Below are 13,922 nucleotides of genomic sequence, written 5' to 3' on the forward strand. Positions count from 1 at the left end.
ATCACATCACGGGTTGAGGGTGTGCGTCAGCGTGATTTCAGCCTTGAACAGCTTCGATACCGGGCAATTCGCCTTGGCCTCGGCGGCGATCGCCGCGAACTGCTCGGGTGGAATGCCGTCGATCACTGCCTTCAAATCGAGCGCAGACTTGGTGATGGTGAAGCCGTCACCATCCTTTTCGAGCGTCACCTTGGCGGTCGTGTCGAGCCGACCGACGGTGAAGCCGGCCCCTGCCAGCGCAAAGCTCAACGCCATCGTGAAGCAACTCGCATGCGCCGCCGCGATCAACTCCTCGGGGTTGGTGCCGATCCCGTCCTCGAACCGGCTGCCAAAGCCATATTGTGCGTGCGACAGCACGCCCGATTGCGTGCAGACATGGCCTTTGCCGTCCTTGCCGAAGCCATCATAGCTGGCCGATCCACTGCGTGTCGTCATCGTCTCGCTCCCTCAAGATCCATAAAAGGCGCGCACCCTGATGGGTACGCGCCAGATATAGGAACTGCGTAGGACGGTTCTTAGCGGCAGCGGCGATCCGCCGTCAGCGTGCGATCGATCGCGCGTCCGCCAAACGCACCGGCAACGCCGCCGAGCACGGTACCAAGCGTCTTGTCACCCCGGCCCGCGATCGAATTGCCGAGCAAGGCACCGCCAACGCCACCGGCGATCAGGCCGGTGGTTCCGTCCGAATGGCGGCAATAGCGGCGGCCGTCGCTGCCGGTATAGGCGCGCGGCTCATAATGGCGATGCTTGCGCGCTTCGGCTTGAGTCGTGGGAAATGCCATCGTTGCGGGGATGGCGAGTGAGACGGCGCTGAGCGCCATGATGAGGTTACGCATAAAATACTCCCGTGTGCCTGTTACGTGCGTTGGATCAAATCCAGTACTGTAACGATTGCGATTTTAGTTCGGTTTCATGAACCTGAAACAACACCGTGTTCATACGCGCCGAACCGCGCGTCGATCAGGATCGGGCCGCGGGAAATATCCCCGATATCCACGTTATTCACAGGCGCTCGACCGCTGTTTAGGGGTTGGTGCGACTCGCAAGTCGTGACAGCATTATGACTGTAAGCAAGCGATGACGACGCGGGAAACTGCAGAGACATCAACCGCTTATGCCACGAAAAGCGCGATGGTGCCGCAAGGAAACCAGGCGTGGATCGCGGCGGAGGGTCGAGCATGGTGGCAGGACGGCGGTTGCGCGAGCAGCGGCAAGGTTGGCGATCGGAGGCGCACTTCCAAAGGTGTCCGGGCTGGGCTGTCGCTTGCGACGAAGAGCCGGGGCATTGGTGTCGGAATGGTCGAGACCCGCCTTTTCTTCACGGGGAAAAGCGGTTCTGCCGGAACGATGCCGAGGCAAGGTGGACGGGGTGACCCGACCGCTGCGCTGGCCACCAGGGTCGCGGGCGCTGAGACTCGCAAGAGGATCGCACCCGACCCTGGCGACCGAAACGCGAAAGCTACGCCGTTCGCGGCGCGGGTTGAGCGGTAGAGGTCGAGGCAATGGGGGTCGGCAGCAATGTCGGCCCCTTTTTGCGTTTGCGGAGGTACGTCGCCGGTGGCGGTCAGCCGTGCGCGAGCAGGATCCGCGCGCGCGCGCAATCGGCCTCCATTTGCTCCGTCAGCGCCTCGAGCGAGTCGAACTTCGCCTCGGCCCGGAGATAGTCGATCAGTTCGACCTCGATCGCCTGACCGTACAGATCCTCGCTAAAATCGAAGAAATACGGCTCGAGCAGCTCCTTGGGTGGATCGAAGGTGGGCCGGATGCCGAGGTTCGCCGCGCCATCGAGCACGCGGCCACCCGCCAGCCGCCCGCGCACGGCGTAGATACCGTAGGCCGGACGCAGATACGTTCCCATATCGAGATTGGCGGTGGGGTAGCCGATCGTCCGCCCGACCTTGTCACCATGCTGCACCACGCCCGCCACCGCGAACGGCCGAGTGAGCAGGACTGCGGCGCCGCGCGGGTCGCCCGCTTTGAGCAAATCGCGGATCCGGCTTGAGGAAACGGGCGTCCCGTCGAGCGCGACCGGCCCCACCGTCTCGACCGAAAAGCCGTTCTTCAGCCCGAGATCGGCCAGGACATCGACGTTGCCGCCCTTATCCTTGCCGAAGGTAAAGTCGGCCCCGGTCACCACGCCGCCGCTGCCAAGCTTTTCGAGCAAGCGGTCTGCGACGAATTCTGCTGCGGTCTGCGCGGCCAGCGTGCGATCGAAGTCGAACACGACCATCGCATCGGCCCCGGCTTCGGCGAACAGCCGTTCGCGCTGATCCAGCGTCGTCAGGCGGAAGGGCGGCGTTTCGGGGCGGAAATGGCGCACCGGGTGCGGATCGAAGGTCGCGACGAGCGCGGGTCGCCCCGCAGCGCGCGCAAGTGCGATCGCGCGGCCAACCACCGCCTGGTGCCCGAGGTGAAATCCATCGAAATTGCCGAGCGCCACGATCCCGCCGCGAAAGCGTTCCGGAACCACCGCGCCGCCGTCGAGCCGCGTCATGGCGGTGGCTATACGGGGCGCTTGCCGGGTGCGCCAGCGTCGATTCCGGGGACGATCCCGGCGCGCAAGACCCGCAGAACATTGCCGCCCATCACCTTGGCAATGTCGGCATCGCTGAAACCGCGATCGATCAACGCTTGCGTGACGGCGGCGATCTGGCTCGAATCGAACCCGGTCGTCACCGCGCCGTCGAAATCCGAGCCCAATCCGACATGGTCGATCCCGACGAGATCGCGGACATGCGCGATCGCGGCTGCGGCGGCGTCGGGCTTGGTCGAACAGATCGCCGCATCCCAATAGCCGATCCCGATCACTCCGCCGGTGCGCGCGACGCCGCGAATCTCGTCGTCGGTGAGGTTGCGATTGACCTTGCACGTCGCCTGCACGCCGCCATGGCTCGCGACGACCGGGCGGCGCGCCATCGCCAGCACTTCGGCAATCGTCGCATGGCTCGAATGCGCGATATCGACGACCATCCCGATCGCCTCCATCCGGCGGACGATTTGGCGACCGAGCGCGGTGAGTCCGCCCTTCGCCTCGCCGTGCATCGATCCAGCGACATCATTGTCGAAGAAATGCGCGAGGCCAGCCATGCGGAACCCGGCGCGGTAGAGGATTTCGAGATTGGCGAATTTGCCCTCGAGATCCTGCAATCCCTCGATCGACAGCATACCGCCGACAACCTTCCTGCCGCGTGCCCGGTCGGCGAGCAGCCGGTCGAGATCGCCGGCGGTGCGGATCACGCGCAGCTGCCCGTTCGACGCGGCGGCGTCGCGATCAAGCTTCTGCGCGTGCCAGAGCGAGCGCTGGAGCAGCGAACCCCAAGTGCGCGGCGGCTGCAGATCCGCAATGGCCAGCGCGGTGATATTGTCGCTGTCGGCCGAATTGGCGTCGTAATTCTGCCCCTTCGGCGTCTTGGTGACCGAGGAGAAGACCTGCAGCGCATAATTGCCCGCGAGCAGGCGCGGCAGATCGACCTGGCCGCGGTCGGCACGGGTCAGCAGGCTGCGCTGCCACAGCAGCGTGTCGGCGTGCATGTCGGCGATCTGCAGTTTCGCGTTGAGCGCCTGCGCGCGTGGGGTGATTTTGAGCGGGATCGCCACGACCTTGTTCATCCCGCGCTCGACGATTCCCGGGGCGAGCGTGAAGAAGAGGATGGCGGCAAGGAGGATGAGCGCGAGGCCACCCAGCAGGATTTTACGCATCAGATTTGCTCCCCTTCACTTTTATCCTTCCCCGGCGAAGGCCGGGGCCCAGTCGCGAGAAGCTGTGTGGCGAAGATGGGTGCTCGATTATCGAACGTCTGGCAACTGGGCCCCGGCCTTCGCCGGGGGAGGGTGACGGTTAGGGAGTCCAACCCACCGGCCGCCGCAGCGTGAAGAAGGTAAAGGCAGGAGCATCGCCGCTACCAGAGATGTCCTCTCTGCTTTCTTCGACCCAATCATCGGCTTGGTCCAAGCTAAAGAAAGCGTCCCCTTCGTACGCCCGCCAAATGACAGTCACTTCTGCGCGATCGGCAATATCGCGAAAAAGTTCGAACACCTCCGCCCCGCCGATCACCGCCACGTCGCCGTCCCCCGCCAGCGCCAGCGCCGCCTCGACCGAATGCGCGACCTCGGCCCCCGGCGCCGACCAGCCCGCATCGCGCGTCAGCACGATATGCCGCCGCCCGGGCAAGGGTGCCGGAAAGCTTTCGAAGGTCTTGCGGCCCATCACCATCGGCTGGCCCATCGTCAGCGCCTTGAAGCGCTTCAAATCGGCCGGCAAATGCCACGGTAATTTCCCGTCGCGCCCGATCACGCCATTTTCGGCGCGCGCCAGAATCAGCGTGATCATACCGCCACCGCCGCCTTGATATGCGGCTGCGCGATATAATCGACGATGCGGAAATCCTCATATTCATACCCGTCGATCGCGCCGGGATTCCGCAGGATTTCCAATCGCGGCAGCGGACCCGGCGTCCGCGTCAATTGCTCGCGCGCTTGCTCCAGATGGTTCGCATAGAGATGGCAATCGCCGCCGGTCCAGATGAACTCGCCCGGCTCGAGCCCGCATTGCTGCGCCAGCAGCAGCGTCAGCAACGCATAGCTGGCAATGTTGAACGGCACGCCCAAGAAGATATCGGCCGAGCGCTGGTACAGCTGGAGCGAGAGTTTGCCGTTCGCGACATAGGTCTGGAACAGGCAGTGGCACGGGGCGAGTGCCATGGCGTGCAGATCGCCCGGGTTCCACGCGCTGACGATCTGGCGGCGCGAGGTAGGGTTGGTTTTGATCTGGTCGATCAGCTCGGCGATCTGGTCGATATGGCGGCCATCCGCCGTTTCCCAATCGCGCCATTGCTTGCCGTAGACCGGGCCGAGATCGCCCGCCGCATCGGCCCATTCGTCCCAGATGCTGACTTTGCGATCGCGGAGCCAGCCGACATTGGTGTCGCCGCGCAGAAACCATAGCAATTCGATGATGATCGAGCGCACGTGCAATTTCTTGGTGGTGAGCAAGGGAAAGCCGTCGGCAAGATCGAATCGCATCTGGTGGCCGAACACCGACAGCGTGCCGGTGCCGGTGCGGTCCATTTGCGGAGTGCCGTGGTCGAGCGCGCGGCGCATCAGGTCGAGATAAGCTTGCATGTCCACCCGTGTAGCGCCCCGTCCGCGCCGCGCCAACCGCCACCGTGCTTGCGCGGGTTCGCGTCGTTTTGGATGAAGTTTGCGTATCGCTCTTCCCCACTTTGCGGAAGTCGCAAGGGCATGGCCCCACCCTATTTTCGTTTGCCTTTGGACCGCCTCGCGGTGCTTGAAAGTGGCCCGCTGGGTGCCACGATCGCCTTGTTCGAGCCGATTGCCACGGTGCGCGAAGAGGTCGCGGTGTTTGCCTATCTTGATCCGAAATGGAGGCTTCTCGGGATGCGCCACCTTCCGTCGGGCCTGGCCGATGCGGTGATGATTCCCTTACGTGAAATCGTTGCCGATGCGCTCGCCTTCGATTGCACGGCGGTGGTGATGGCGCACAACCATCCCAGCGGCGATCCCACCCCGAGCGATGCAGACTATGCCTTTACCCGCCGCCTCGCGCACGCGCTCGATCTGGTTGGGGTGCGGCTGTTCGATCATCTCGTGCTGGCGCGCGACGGGTGCGAGAGCTTTCGGCGACGCGGATTGCTCTAGGAAAGTCGGCACGCCTTGATCGCGCTCGGCTCGGGGCGGGCGCCGGTCGGGCGGAACGCGGCGAGATAGCCACCGGCCGATGGCATGTCATAGCGCGCGACCTCGGCATAGCCGACCGCGGCGAATTCACAGCGGAGCAGCGCGGGCGGTGTGCCGTGATTCCGCGTCGGGCGGTCGGCATCGACGACGATGACGAGGCCGTCGGGTTTGAGCGACGGGCGCATCCGCCACAGGAACTCGTAGGGCTGGTCGATCTCATGGTACATGTGGACCATCAGCACGCGATCGAAACTGTTGGCGGGCAAGCGCGGGTCGGCCGGCGCGCCGAGCCGGACGCTGACATTTTCGAGCCGTTCGCGCGTAACGCGCAAGGCGAGTGTGTCGCGAACTTCGGCAACGATGTCTTCGGCCAATACGCGACCGTTTTTGCCGACGCGGCTGGCGAGCCGGATCGTATAATAGCCTTCGCCGGCGCCGATATCGGCGACGGTCATGCCGGGCTTGATCCCGGCCTTGTTCATCACCTCGCCCGCTTCGTTGACGCGGTCACGCGCTTCCTCGGTTGACCAGCGCGACGAGATGATCGCGGCGACCGGGCGGTCGGCTGCCGGGAAGGGGCCGGCCTGCCGCGTCGTGTCGGGCACGCGCGGCTGCCCGCCGTCGCACGCGGCGAGGAGCATGAAGGCAAAGAGGGCGGCGCATACTCTGCTCACTCGACGTCCTCGACCTCGACCGTTTCGCCCGTCACGCGCTGCGACAGTGCCGCCGCCATGAATGCATCGAGATCGCCGTCGAGCACATCCGACGGACTCGACGAGGTGACGCCAGTGCGCAGATCCTTCACCATCTGATAGGGCTGGAGCACGTAGCTGCGGATCTGGTGTCCCCAGCCGATATCGGTCTTGCCCGCATTTTCGGCATTGGCCGCGGTCTCGCGGATTGCCAGTTCGCGTTCGTACAGCCGCGCGCGGAGCTGGTTGTACGCCTCGGCCTTGTTCTTGTGCTGGCTGCGCTGATTCTGGCACTGCACGACGATACCCGTCGGGATATGCGTGATGCGCACCGCCGAATCGGTCGTGTTGATGTGCTGACCGCCCGCGCCGGATGCGCGGTACGTGTCGATGCGCAGGTCGCTCTCATTATATTCGACGTTGATGTCGTCATCGACGACCGGATAGACCCAGACGCTCGCAAACGACGTATGGCGGCGCGCCGCGCTGTCATACGGGCTGATGCGCACCAGGCGATGGACGCCGCTTTCGGTCTTGGCATAGCCATAGGCGTTCTCGCCTTTGAGCAGCAGCGTCGCCGACTTTATTCCGGCTTGCTCGCCCGAATGCTGGTCGATCAGCTCGACTTTCAGCCCATGGCGTTCGCCCCAGCGCGAATACATCCGGCTGAGCATCCCGGCCCAATCCTGGCTCTCGGTGCCGCCCGCGCCGGCATTGACCTCGATATAGGTGTCGTTGCCATCGGCCTCGCCCGCGAGCAGCGCCTTGACCTTGTCGGTGTCGGCACGGCGCGCGAGATCGGCGAGCGCGGCGACGCCCTCGGTTTCCATCTCGGTATCGCCTTCGGCCTCGGCCATCTCGATCAGTTCGGCGGTATCGTTCAGCTCGCTCTCGATCGCGCGCGTCGCGGAAATCGCCTCATCGAGCCGACGCCGTTCACGCATGACCGCCTGCGCGGCCTTGGGGTCGTTCCACAAGGCCTGATCCTCGACGCGCGCGTTGAGTTCGTCGAGCCGCCTGAGCGCACGGTCCCAGTCGAGGAACCGGCGGAGCAAGGCGAGTGCGTCCTTGATCGAATCGATATGGGCCTGCGCTTCGGCGCGCATCATTTACTCCAAACTTCATTTCCGGTGTCATCCCCGCGGAAGCGGGGACCCATCACCCATCGCTGCGAGATGGGTCCCCGCTTGCGCGGGGATGACAACCGTTGGTGTTGAAAGCCACCGCTAGTAGATGCCGCCCTGCCTTTGCAAGAAATCGCTGTCGCGGCGCGCTTCTCTCTGCTGCCGCGCCTGCTCGGCGGCCCGCGCTTTTGCTGCGGCGGCGGCGGCCGCAACGGCTGCCGGATCGGGCAGGATCATGTCGCGGCGCACGGCGCGGCGCGGCTCGCTCTCGGGCTTGAACGCTTCCCAGATAACCGCCGCCTTGGGATCGTCGCTTGGCCATGCGCCGAATACGGGCTTCCCACTGGCGCGGTCGATGCGGACCATGCGGATGCCCGCCGGCGCGCGGAACGGAATCTTGTCCAGGCCTGCATACGCCTTAATTGCGAACGCCTTGAAGATCGGCGCGGCGATCGTCCCGCCCTGCGCCGCGACGCCGAGCGAATGCGGCGTATCATAGCCGATATATAGCCCGCCGATCATCTGGGGCGTGCCGCCAATGAACCACACATCGGTCGGCCCGGTGTTGGTGCCGGTCTTGCCGAACATCGGCCGATCGAGATCGCGCAAAACGGTCGCGGTGCCGCGCTGGATCACGCCTTCGGCGATGTGCACCATCTGATACGCACTCATCGCATCGACGATTTGCTTACCGCCCGAAACCGGCCGCGGCATCGGCTTGCCGTTCCAATCGGGCGCGTTGCAGCGGTCGCACGCGCGCCAATTCGTCGGGAACACGACCTTGCCGTGCCGATCCTGCACGAAATCGATCAAGCTCGATGGGTGCGACCGCCCCTGATTGGCGAGGATCGCATAGGCATTCACCATGCGTGACACCGTCGTCTCACCCGCGCCGAGCGCGAACGACAGATAGGGCGGGTATTTGCCGATGCCGATCCGGTCCATCAGCGCCACGACCCGCGGCATACCCGTGGTCGCGGCCGCACGCACCGTCATCAGGTTGCGCGATTGCTCCACGCCCCAGCGCATCGTGTGCGAACCGGAGCCGCCGACATTGCCGAAGTTGCGGAAGCATTTCTGGCCCAGCCGCGCGCCCTGGAACACGCAGAACGGCCCGTCGACGATAATCGACGCCGGGGTCATCCCACCCTCGAGTGCGGCTGCGTAGACGATCGGCTTGATCGTCGACCCCGGCTGGCGCAGCGCTTGCGTGGCGCGGTTGAAGGCCTGGATCCGGAAATCGAACCCGCCTTGCATCGCCAGGACGCGCCCGGTCTGCGGCTCCTCGACGACGAAGGCGCCCGAGATTTTCGGGACTGAGCGCAGCGCAAACGCCTCGCCCTCCGGCGCGACCGCGATAATGTCGCCGGGCTTGAGCGCCACAAACGCCGTTCCGCTGGTGCCGCGCACTGGCATCTGGGCGCCCCAACGCGGCAGCGTGCCCGTGCTGCCGTCGGCAAAGCCGAGTTCGGCTCTCTCGCTGCCCAGCGCGGTGACGATCGCGGCCCGCCAATTGTCGTAATCGAGCCCGATATTGGTGTTGAGCAAGGCGCTCTGCCACGCTGCCCCGGCAATTTCGACATGGCCAAGCGGCCCCGACCAGCCACGCCCGCTTTCGAAGCGCAGCAACCCCTGGCGCAAGGCGGTCTGTACATAGTCCTGCAGCGTGTTGTCGAGCGACGTGCGCACCCACAGCCCGCCCGAATAGACGCTGTACGGCCCGGCGCGCTGATCTTCGCCGAATTTGTCGAGCAACTGACGTCGGACTTCCTCAACGAAATAGCCGCTGCCGGCGGTCTCGGTCTTGGGTGTTTGGCGCGGCACGGTGCCGAGCGGTTCGGCCATCGCCGAATCATGCTGCGCTTGCGTGATGAAGCGGTTCTTGAGCATCTCGCGCAACACATAGGCGCGGCGATCGAGCGCCCGTTGCGTGTGGCGGACCGGGTCGTAATTGGACGGACCCTTGGGCAGGATCGCGAGATACGCCATTTGTGCCAGATCGAGCTGGTTCAGATCCTTGCCGAAATAGGCATAGCTCGCCGCCTCGACGCCGAAGGCGTTGCGGCCAAGCGCGATCTGGTTGAGGTACAATTCGAGGATTTGCTGCTTGGTCAGCGTATCTTCGATCCGGTAAGCGAGAATCGCTTCCTTGATCTTGCGCGTATAGCTTTGCGCATTGCCGATCAGCAGGTTCTTCGCGACCTGCTGCGTGATGGTCGAGGCACCGGCGGCGCGGCGCTTGGTCGTCAGATTGGTGAAGGCGGCATTGGCGATGCCGAGATAATCGACGCCGTGATGTTCGAAAAAGGTCTTGTCCTCGGCCGCCAGAAAGGCGCGGACCAACAGCGGGGGATATTCGTCATAGCTGAGCTCGACGCGCCGTTCGCGCGCATAGCTGTGGATCGGCGTGCCATCGACGCCGCGGACGTTGGTCGGCAATGGGGGTTCATAGGTGCGCAAGGTGTCGACCGAGGGCAGGCCCGCCGCGAAGACGAACCAGAAGATCGCATAGCCGATCGTGGCCAGCACGCCGAGCACGGCCAGCGTCTTGACCCACCAGCGCGCCCACCAGCGCGCGACGATTCCGCGAATGCCGTCCATCTCACGGCGAATGCGGAATTTTACGGTTGTATCGTCGGACGCGGCCATAGGGTGTCAGGCTCTAGCAAGTTTCGCGCGCGTTGCCAGCGCGTGTTCGTTGGGCGCGACGATGTGCCGCTCAGCCTTGGGGTAGGGGGAGCGTCAGTTATTGGACGCCATGCGCCGTGCGAAATGGACCTCGACCGCGCGTTCGATGCTCTGCGCGATCTTGCGGCGCCCCTCCGCGCTGTCGATGAAATCGGCGTCGCGCGGATTGGAAATATAGCCCGTTTCAAACAGGATCGAAGGCATGTCGGGGGCTTTCAGCACCATCAGCGACGCCATGCGGTGGAAGTTGGGTTTCACCGGCATCAGCGGCTGCGCCTCGCGCCCGAGCAGCCGCGCGAAGCTTGCCGAATTGTTCATCGTCTCGCGCTGCGTCAGGTCGATCAGAATGGAGGAAATGTCCGCCGAAGTTGCGCCGAGATTGACGCCCGCAATGATGTCGGCCTTATTCTCCCGCGCGGCCAGCTTGGCCGATTCCTTGTCCGAGGCGACCTCTGACAGCGTATAGACCGACGCGCCCGACGCATTCCCCGTTCCGACGCTGTCACAATGGATCGAGATGAACAAATCGGCGCGCAGCTTCCGCGCGATGCCATAGCGCTCCTGCAAGACCAGAAAGCGATCGTCGTCGCGCGTCAGCGCCACACGCACGCGGCCCGACTTGATCAGCTCGTCACGGATCGCCCGGGCGATTTTCAGCGTCACATCCTTTTCGCGCCGCCCGTCGAGCGGCGAGATCGCGCCGGGATCAACGCCGCCGTGCCCGGCATCGATCACCACCAGCGGACGGCTGTCATCGTCGCCGTAAACGCGCGGCAGCCGTGCATCGCGCGGGGCAGGCGGGATCGGCACCGACACGGCGTAGCGTTCGGTCGCCTGCACCAGGCCCATGTTGAACGGCGGCAGGAAGCGCAGGCGGCGTTCGCCGGCAGCGCGCGCGAACGTCGCATCGTCGACGGTCTGCAAGGCGAGCGTGAGTTCACGCCCGTCGCGGCCGAACACGCCTTCGGTGATCAGGGTCGGGCGCGCCAGGTCGAACACCACGCGGGTCCCACCGCTGCCACGCACGGCTTGCCGCACTTGGGTCACTGCACCGCCAGCCTCGATCTCGCCCCCGGGCTGCGCACCGGCAATATCGATCGCGATCCGGCGTGGTGCCGCGAGCACGAAGCTCGACGCGTCGCCCACTGCGGAATCGAAGCGGATGACGATGCGGTCGCTGTGGACGTCGATCCGCTCGACCGACGCTGCCCAGGCGGGGGCGCCGGCGAACCAGCAGGCCAACAAAGCGAGGATGAACGACACCCCCCTGTAATGCCGTCGCGATGGCGGAGCGGTAAAGCGAAAAGGATGGCAACGGGGGGATTGGGTCGTGCTCATCCTTCCGGCTTAGGTAATCTCCCCCCAAGGGCGCGTTGCCGGGTGCGGTTAATTTGCCGCTAGGCATGGATTTGCCGGTCGGCGGCAAAAACGTGCCGGTTGCTGCGTCGGCGATGCGGTGCTACGGGAGAAAGGGTGTCCGTTCACCGCCTTGTTTCGGCGACGTTTCGGTCTCTCTCGGCCGCCCCAGAGTTTCTCGGGCGCGGCTCATCCAGGTTGACGTTCGCATGATGCATGTATCCCGCCTTTCGCTCCGACCGGTTACGACCGGCGGGTGTGCGAGCGTGGCGGTCCCCCCAAGCCGGAAGGCTGGGCGTGCAAAGCGAGCAGAGGCAATTTTCGTGAAACCCCGCGTGTCCGGCCCCGGCGACTCTTTCGCCGTAGCGGATGCGCTCATCAATCACGCGCGGCCGGCGTCTTCACGCCCAGTGCATGCAGGCTCTGAGCCGCGCGACCGGAGAACAGTACATGACAATGCGTATGCTGATCGACGCACGGCACCGGGAGGAAACCCGGGTCGCGGTCGTCAAGGGAAACAGAATCGAAGAATTTGATTTCGAATCTGCTGAGCGGAAACAGCTTAAGGGAAATATCTATCTGGCCAAGGTGACGCGCGTCGAGCCGTCGCTGCAGGCGGCCTTCATCGATTATGGCGGCAATCGCCACGGGTTCCTGGCGTTCAGCGAAATCCACCCCGATTATTACCAGATCCCCAAGGAAGATCGCGACGCGTTACTGCGCGAAGAGGCCGAGCATGCCGCCGAAGAGGCAGCCCTGCGCGCCCAGCAGGATGCCGAAGACGATCTGCACGATGACGAGCACGGGGACGAGCACGGGGACGATCCGGACGAGGACGGCTTCGAAGGCGATTCGGATGCCGATGATCGCACGATCGAGCATGACGATGGCGATGCTGAATCGGACACCGAAGTCGTTGCCGAGGGCGAAAGCCGCGGCGGGCGCGGTCGTGGCCGTCGCAAGCGCACCGCATCGGACGATGCGGCCGACGATCTGCGCGAGCGCCGCACCAATTTGCGCCACCGCTACAAAATCCAGGACGTCATCCGTCGCCGTCAGGTGCTGCTCGTCCAGGTCGTGAAGGAAGAGCGCGGCAATAAAGGCGCGGCGCTGACGACGTATCTGTCGCTCGCCGGGCGTTATTGCGTGTTGATGCCCAACACGTCGCATGGCGGCGGGATCAGCCGTAAGATTTCGAACGCGGGCGATCGCAAGCGCTTGAAGTCGATCATGGCCGATATGAAGCTGCCCCCGTCGATGGGCTGCATCGTGCGCACCGCCGGGCTTCAACGCACGCGCGTCGAGATCAAGCGCGACTTCGATTATCTCGCGCGGCTGTGGGACGGGATTCGCGAGACGACCTTGTCGTCGTCGGCGCCGGCGCTCGTCTACGGCGACAGCGACCTGATGAAGCGTGCGATCCGCGACATTTACAATAAGGACATCGACGAAGTGATCGTCGAGGGCGAGGAGGGATACCGCCACGCCAAGGAGTTCATGAAGCTCCTGATGCCGAGCCATGCGCGCAAGGTGAAGCATTACAGCGATCCCGTACCGCTGTTTCAGCGCGCCGGAGTCGAGGAGCAACTGTCCGCGATGTACCATCCGCTGGTGCAGCTGAAATCGGGCGGCTATCTGGTGATCAACCCGACCGAGGCTTTGGTGTCGATCGACATCAACTCGGGCCGGTCGACGCGCGAACATTCGATCGAGCAGACCGCGACCGCGACCAACCTTGAGGCCGCCGCCGAGATCGCGCGCCAGTTGCGCTTGCGCGACATGGCCGGCTTGGTCGTGATCGATTTCATCGACATGGATAACAGCTCGAACAACCGCAAGGTTGAGAAGGCGATGAAGGAAGCGCTGAAGAACGATCGCGCGCGCATCCAGATCGGCCGCATCTCGTCCTTCGGGCTGATGGAAATGAGCCGTCAGCGGCTGCGTACCGGCGTGCTCGAAGCCTCGACCCGGCCGTGCCCGCATTGCGAAGGCTCGGGTTTCGTCCGTACCGCCTCGTCCTCAGGCCTGTCGGCGCTGCGCTTGCTCGAAGACGAAGCCGCACAGGGGCGCGGATCGCAGCTCTTGCTGCGCGCGAGCCAGGAAGCGGCCTTCTACCTGCTCAACCGCAAGCGTGCGGAACTGGCCGAGATCGAGGAACGCTATGGCGTGATGATCGAAGTCGCGCCCGACGGCGAGCAGGAAGGCGCGCGCATGTCGGTCGAAGTTGGCGGCCCGCCGCCGGCCTATCGTCCGCGCTTCGAGGCACCGATCGAGGAAATCGAGGAAGATTTCGTCGAGGAGGAGATCGAAGACGAGATTGAGGAAGAAGAAGTCGAGCAGCCGCGTGGCCCCCGCGAACCGCGCG

At 64.5% G+C, this 13,922-nt stretch carries 12 protein-coding genes; 2 read left to right on the forward strand and 10 right to left on the reverse strand.

What is annotated here, in order from left to right:
• Positions 1–6 precede the first annotated feature (6 nt).
• The 6 genes from ABWP09_RS05010 to ABWP09_RS05035 all read right to left on the reverse strand — a co-directional run bounded on the left by ABWP09_RS05010 (position 7) and on the right by ABWP09_RS05035 (position 5,121).
• Entirely contained in the window at positions 7–435 is a 429-nt protein-coding gene (locus ABWP09_RS05010; protein WP_353204047.1) for an OsmC family protein, read from the reverse strand.
• Between the two features lie 80 nt (positions 436–515).
• Positions 516–836 carry a glycine zipper 2TM domain-containing protein gene (locus ABWP09_RS05015; RefSeq protein WP_353204048.1) on the reverse strand — a complete coding sequence of 107 codons (321 nt, stop codon included), beginning with the start codon at positions 834–836 and terminating at the stop codon, positions 516–518.
• A gap of 728 nt (positions 837–1,564) precedes the next feature.
• A complete protein-coding gene (locus tag ABWP09_RS05020) occupies positions 1,565–2,494 on the reverse strand; it encodes a bifunctional riboflavin kinase/FAD synthetase (RefSeq protein ID WP_353204049.1) in 930 nt (309 codons plus the stop codon).
• 8 nt (positions 2,495–2,502) lie between these two features.
• Positions 2,503–3,699, reverse strand: a complete 1,197-nt coding sequence (locus ABWP09_RS05025) for a dipeptidase (RefSeq protein WP_353204050.1) — start codon at positions 3,697–3,699, stop codon at positions 2,503–2,505.
• A gap of 139 nt (positions 3,700–3,838) precedes the next feature.
• On the reverse strand, positions 3,839–4,330 hold the full coding sequence (locus tag ABWP09_RS05030) for a dihydrofolate reductase (protein WP_353204051.1): 492 nt from the start codon (positions 4,328–4,330) through the stop codon (positions 3,839–3,841).
• Entirely contained in the window at positions 4,327–5,121 is a 795-nt protein-coding gene (locus ABWP09_RS05035; protein ID WP_353204052.1) for a thymidylate synthase, read from the reverse strand. The genes ABWP09_RS05030 and ABWP09_RS05035 overlap by 4 nt, the downstream gene beginning before the upstream one ends.
• A gap of 120 nt (positions 5,122–5,241) precedes the next feature.
• Between ABWP09_RS05035 and ABWP09_RS05040 the strand changes: the two genes are divergently transcribed.
• Positions 5,242–5,658 carry a JAB domain-containing protein gene (locus tag ABWP09_RS05040; protein ID WP_353204053.1) on the forward strand — a complete coding sequence of 139 codons (417 nt, stop codon included), beginning with the start codon at positions 5,242–5,244 and terminating at the stop codon, positions 5,656–5,658.
• Here the strand turns inward: ABWP09_RS05040 and ABWP09_RS05045 are convergent.
• The 4 genes from ABWP09_RS05045 to ABWP09_RS05060 all read right to left on the reverse strand — a co-directional run bounded on the left by ABWP09_RS05045 (position 5,655) and on the right by ABWP09_RS05060 (position 11,464).
• Positions 5,655–6,338 carry a class I SAM-dependent methyltransferase gene (locus ABWP09_RS05045; RefSeq protein ID WP_353204067.1) on the reverse strand — a complete coding sequence of 228 codons (684 nt, stop codon included), beginning with the start codon at positions 6,336–6,338 and terminating at the stop codon, positions 5,655–5,657. The two genes, ABWP09_RS05040 and ABWP09_RS05045, sit on opposite strands and share 4 nt — an antisense overlap.
• A gap of 29 nt (positions 6,339–6,367) precedes the next feature.
• A complete protein-coding gene (prfB, locus tag ABWP09_RS05050) occupies positions 6,368–7,495 on the reverse strand; it encodes a peptide chain release factor 2 (RefSeq protein ID WP_353204054.1) in 1,128 nt (375 codons plus the stop codon).
• Between the two features lie 120 nt (positions 7,496–7,615).
• Complete coding sequence (locus ABWP09_RS05055) at positions 7,616–10,162, reverse strand: penicillin-binding protein 1A (protein WP_353204055.1); 2,547 nt, start codon at positions 10,160–10,162, stop codon at positions 7,616–7,618.
• A gap of 93 nt (positions 10,163–10,255) precedes the next feature.
• Positions 10,256–11,464: an N-acetylmuramoyl-L-alanine amidase gene (locus ABWP09_RS05060; RefSeq protein ID WP_353204056.1), complete on the reverse strand. Its 1,209-nt coding sequence runs from the start codon at positions 11,462–11,464 to the stop codon at positions 10,256–10,258.
• A 543-nt stretch (positions 11,465–12,007) separates the two neighbouring features.
• On the opposite strand from ABWP09_RS05060, the gene ABWP09_RS05065 reads away from it, so the two are divergent.
• Positions 12,008–13,922 (forward strand): Rne/Rng family ribonuclease (locus ABWP09_RS05065; RefSeq protein WP_502959759.1); only part of this gene is annotated, 1,915 nt, incomplete at its 3' end.

This window comes from Sphingomonas sp. (genome assembly GCF_040398505.1).
GTDB lineage: Bacteria > Pseudomonadota > Alphaproteobacteria > Sphingomonadales > Sphingomonadaceae > Sphingomonas.

Bases quoted from the DNA above. Each gene is read 5' to 3' on its own strand.
- ABWP09_RS05010 (WP_353204047.1), bottom strand. From the start codon at position 435: ATGACGACACGCAGTGGATCGGCCAGCTATGATGGCTTCGGCAAGGAC.
- ABWP09_RS05015 (WP_353204048.1), bottom strand. From the start codon at position 836: ATGCGTAACCTCATCATGGCGCTCAGCGCCGTCTCACTCGCCATCCCC.
- ABWP09_RS05020 (WP_353204049.1), bottom strand. From the start codon at position 2,494: ATGACGCGGCTCGACGGCGGCGCGGTGGTTCCGGAACGCTTTCGCGGC.
- ABWP09_RS05025 (WP_353204050.1), bottom strand. From the start codon at position 3,699: ATGCGTAAAATCCTGCTGGGTGGCCTCGCGCTCATCCTCCTTGCCGCC.
- ABWP09_RS05030 (WP_353204051.1), bottom strand. From the start codon at position 4,330: ATGATCACGCTGATTCTGGCGCGCGCCGAAAATGGCGTGATCGGGCGC.
- ABWP09_RS05035 (WP_353204052.1), bottom strand. From the start codon at position 5,121: ATGCAAGCTTATCTCGACCTGATGCGCCGCGCGCTCGACCACGGCACT.
- ABWP09_RS05040 (WP_353204053.1), top strand. From the start codon at position 5,242: ATGGCCCCACCCTATTTTCGTTTGCCTTTGGACCGCCTCGCGGTGCTT.
- ABWP09_RS05045 (WP_353204067.1), bottom strand. From the start codon at position 6,338: ATGCTCCTCGCCGCGTGCGACGGCGGGCAGCCGCGCGTGCCCGACACG.
- prfB (WP_353204054.1), bottom strand. From the start codon at position 7,495: ATGCGCGCCGAAGCGCAGGCCCATATCGATTCGATCAAGGACGCACTC.
- ABWP09_RS05055 (WP_353204055.1), bottom strand. From the start codon at position 10,162: ATGGCCGCGTCCGACGATACAACCGTAAAATTCCGCATTCGCCGTGAG.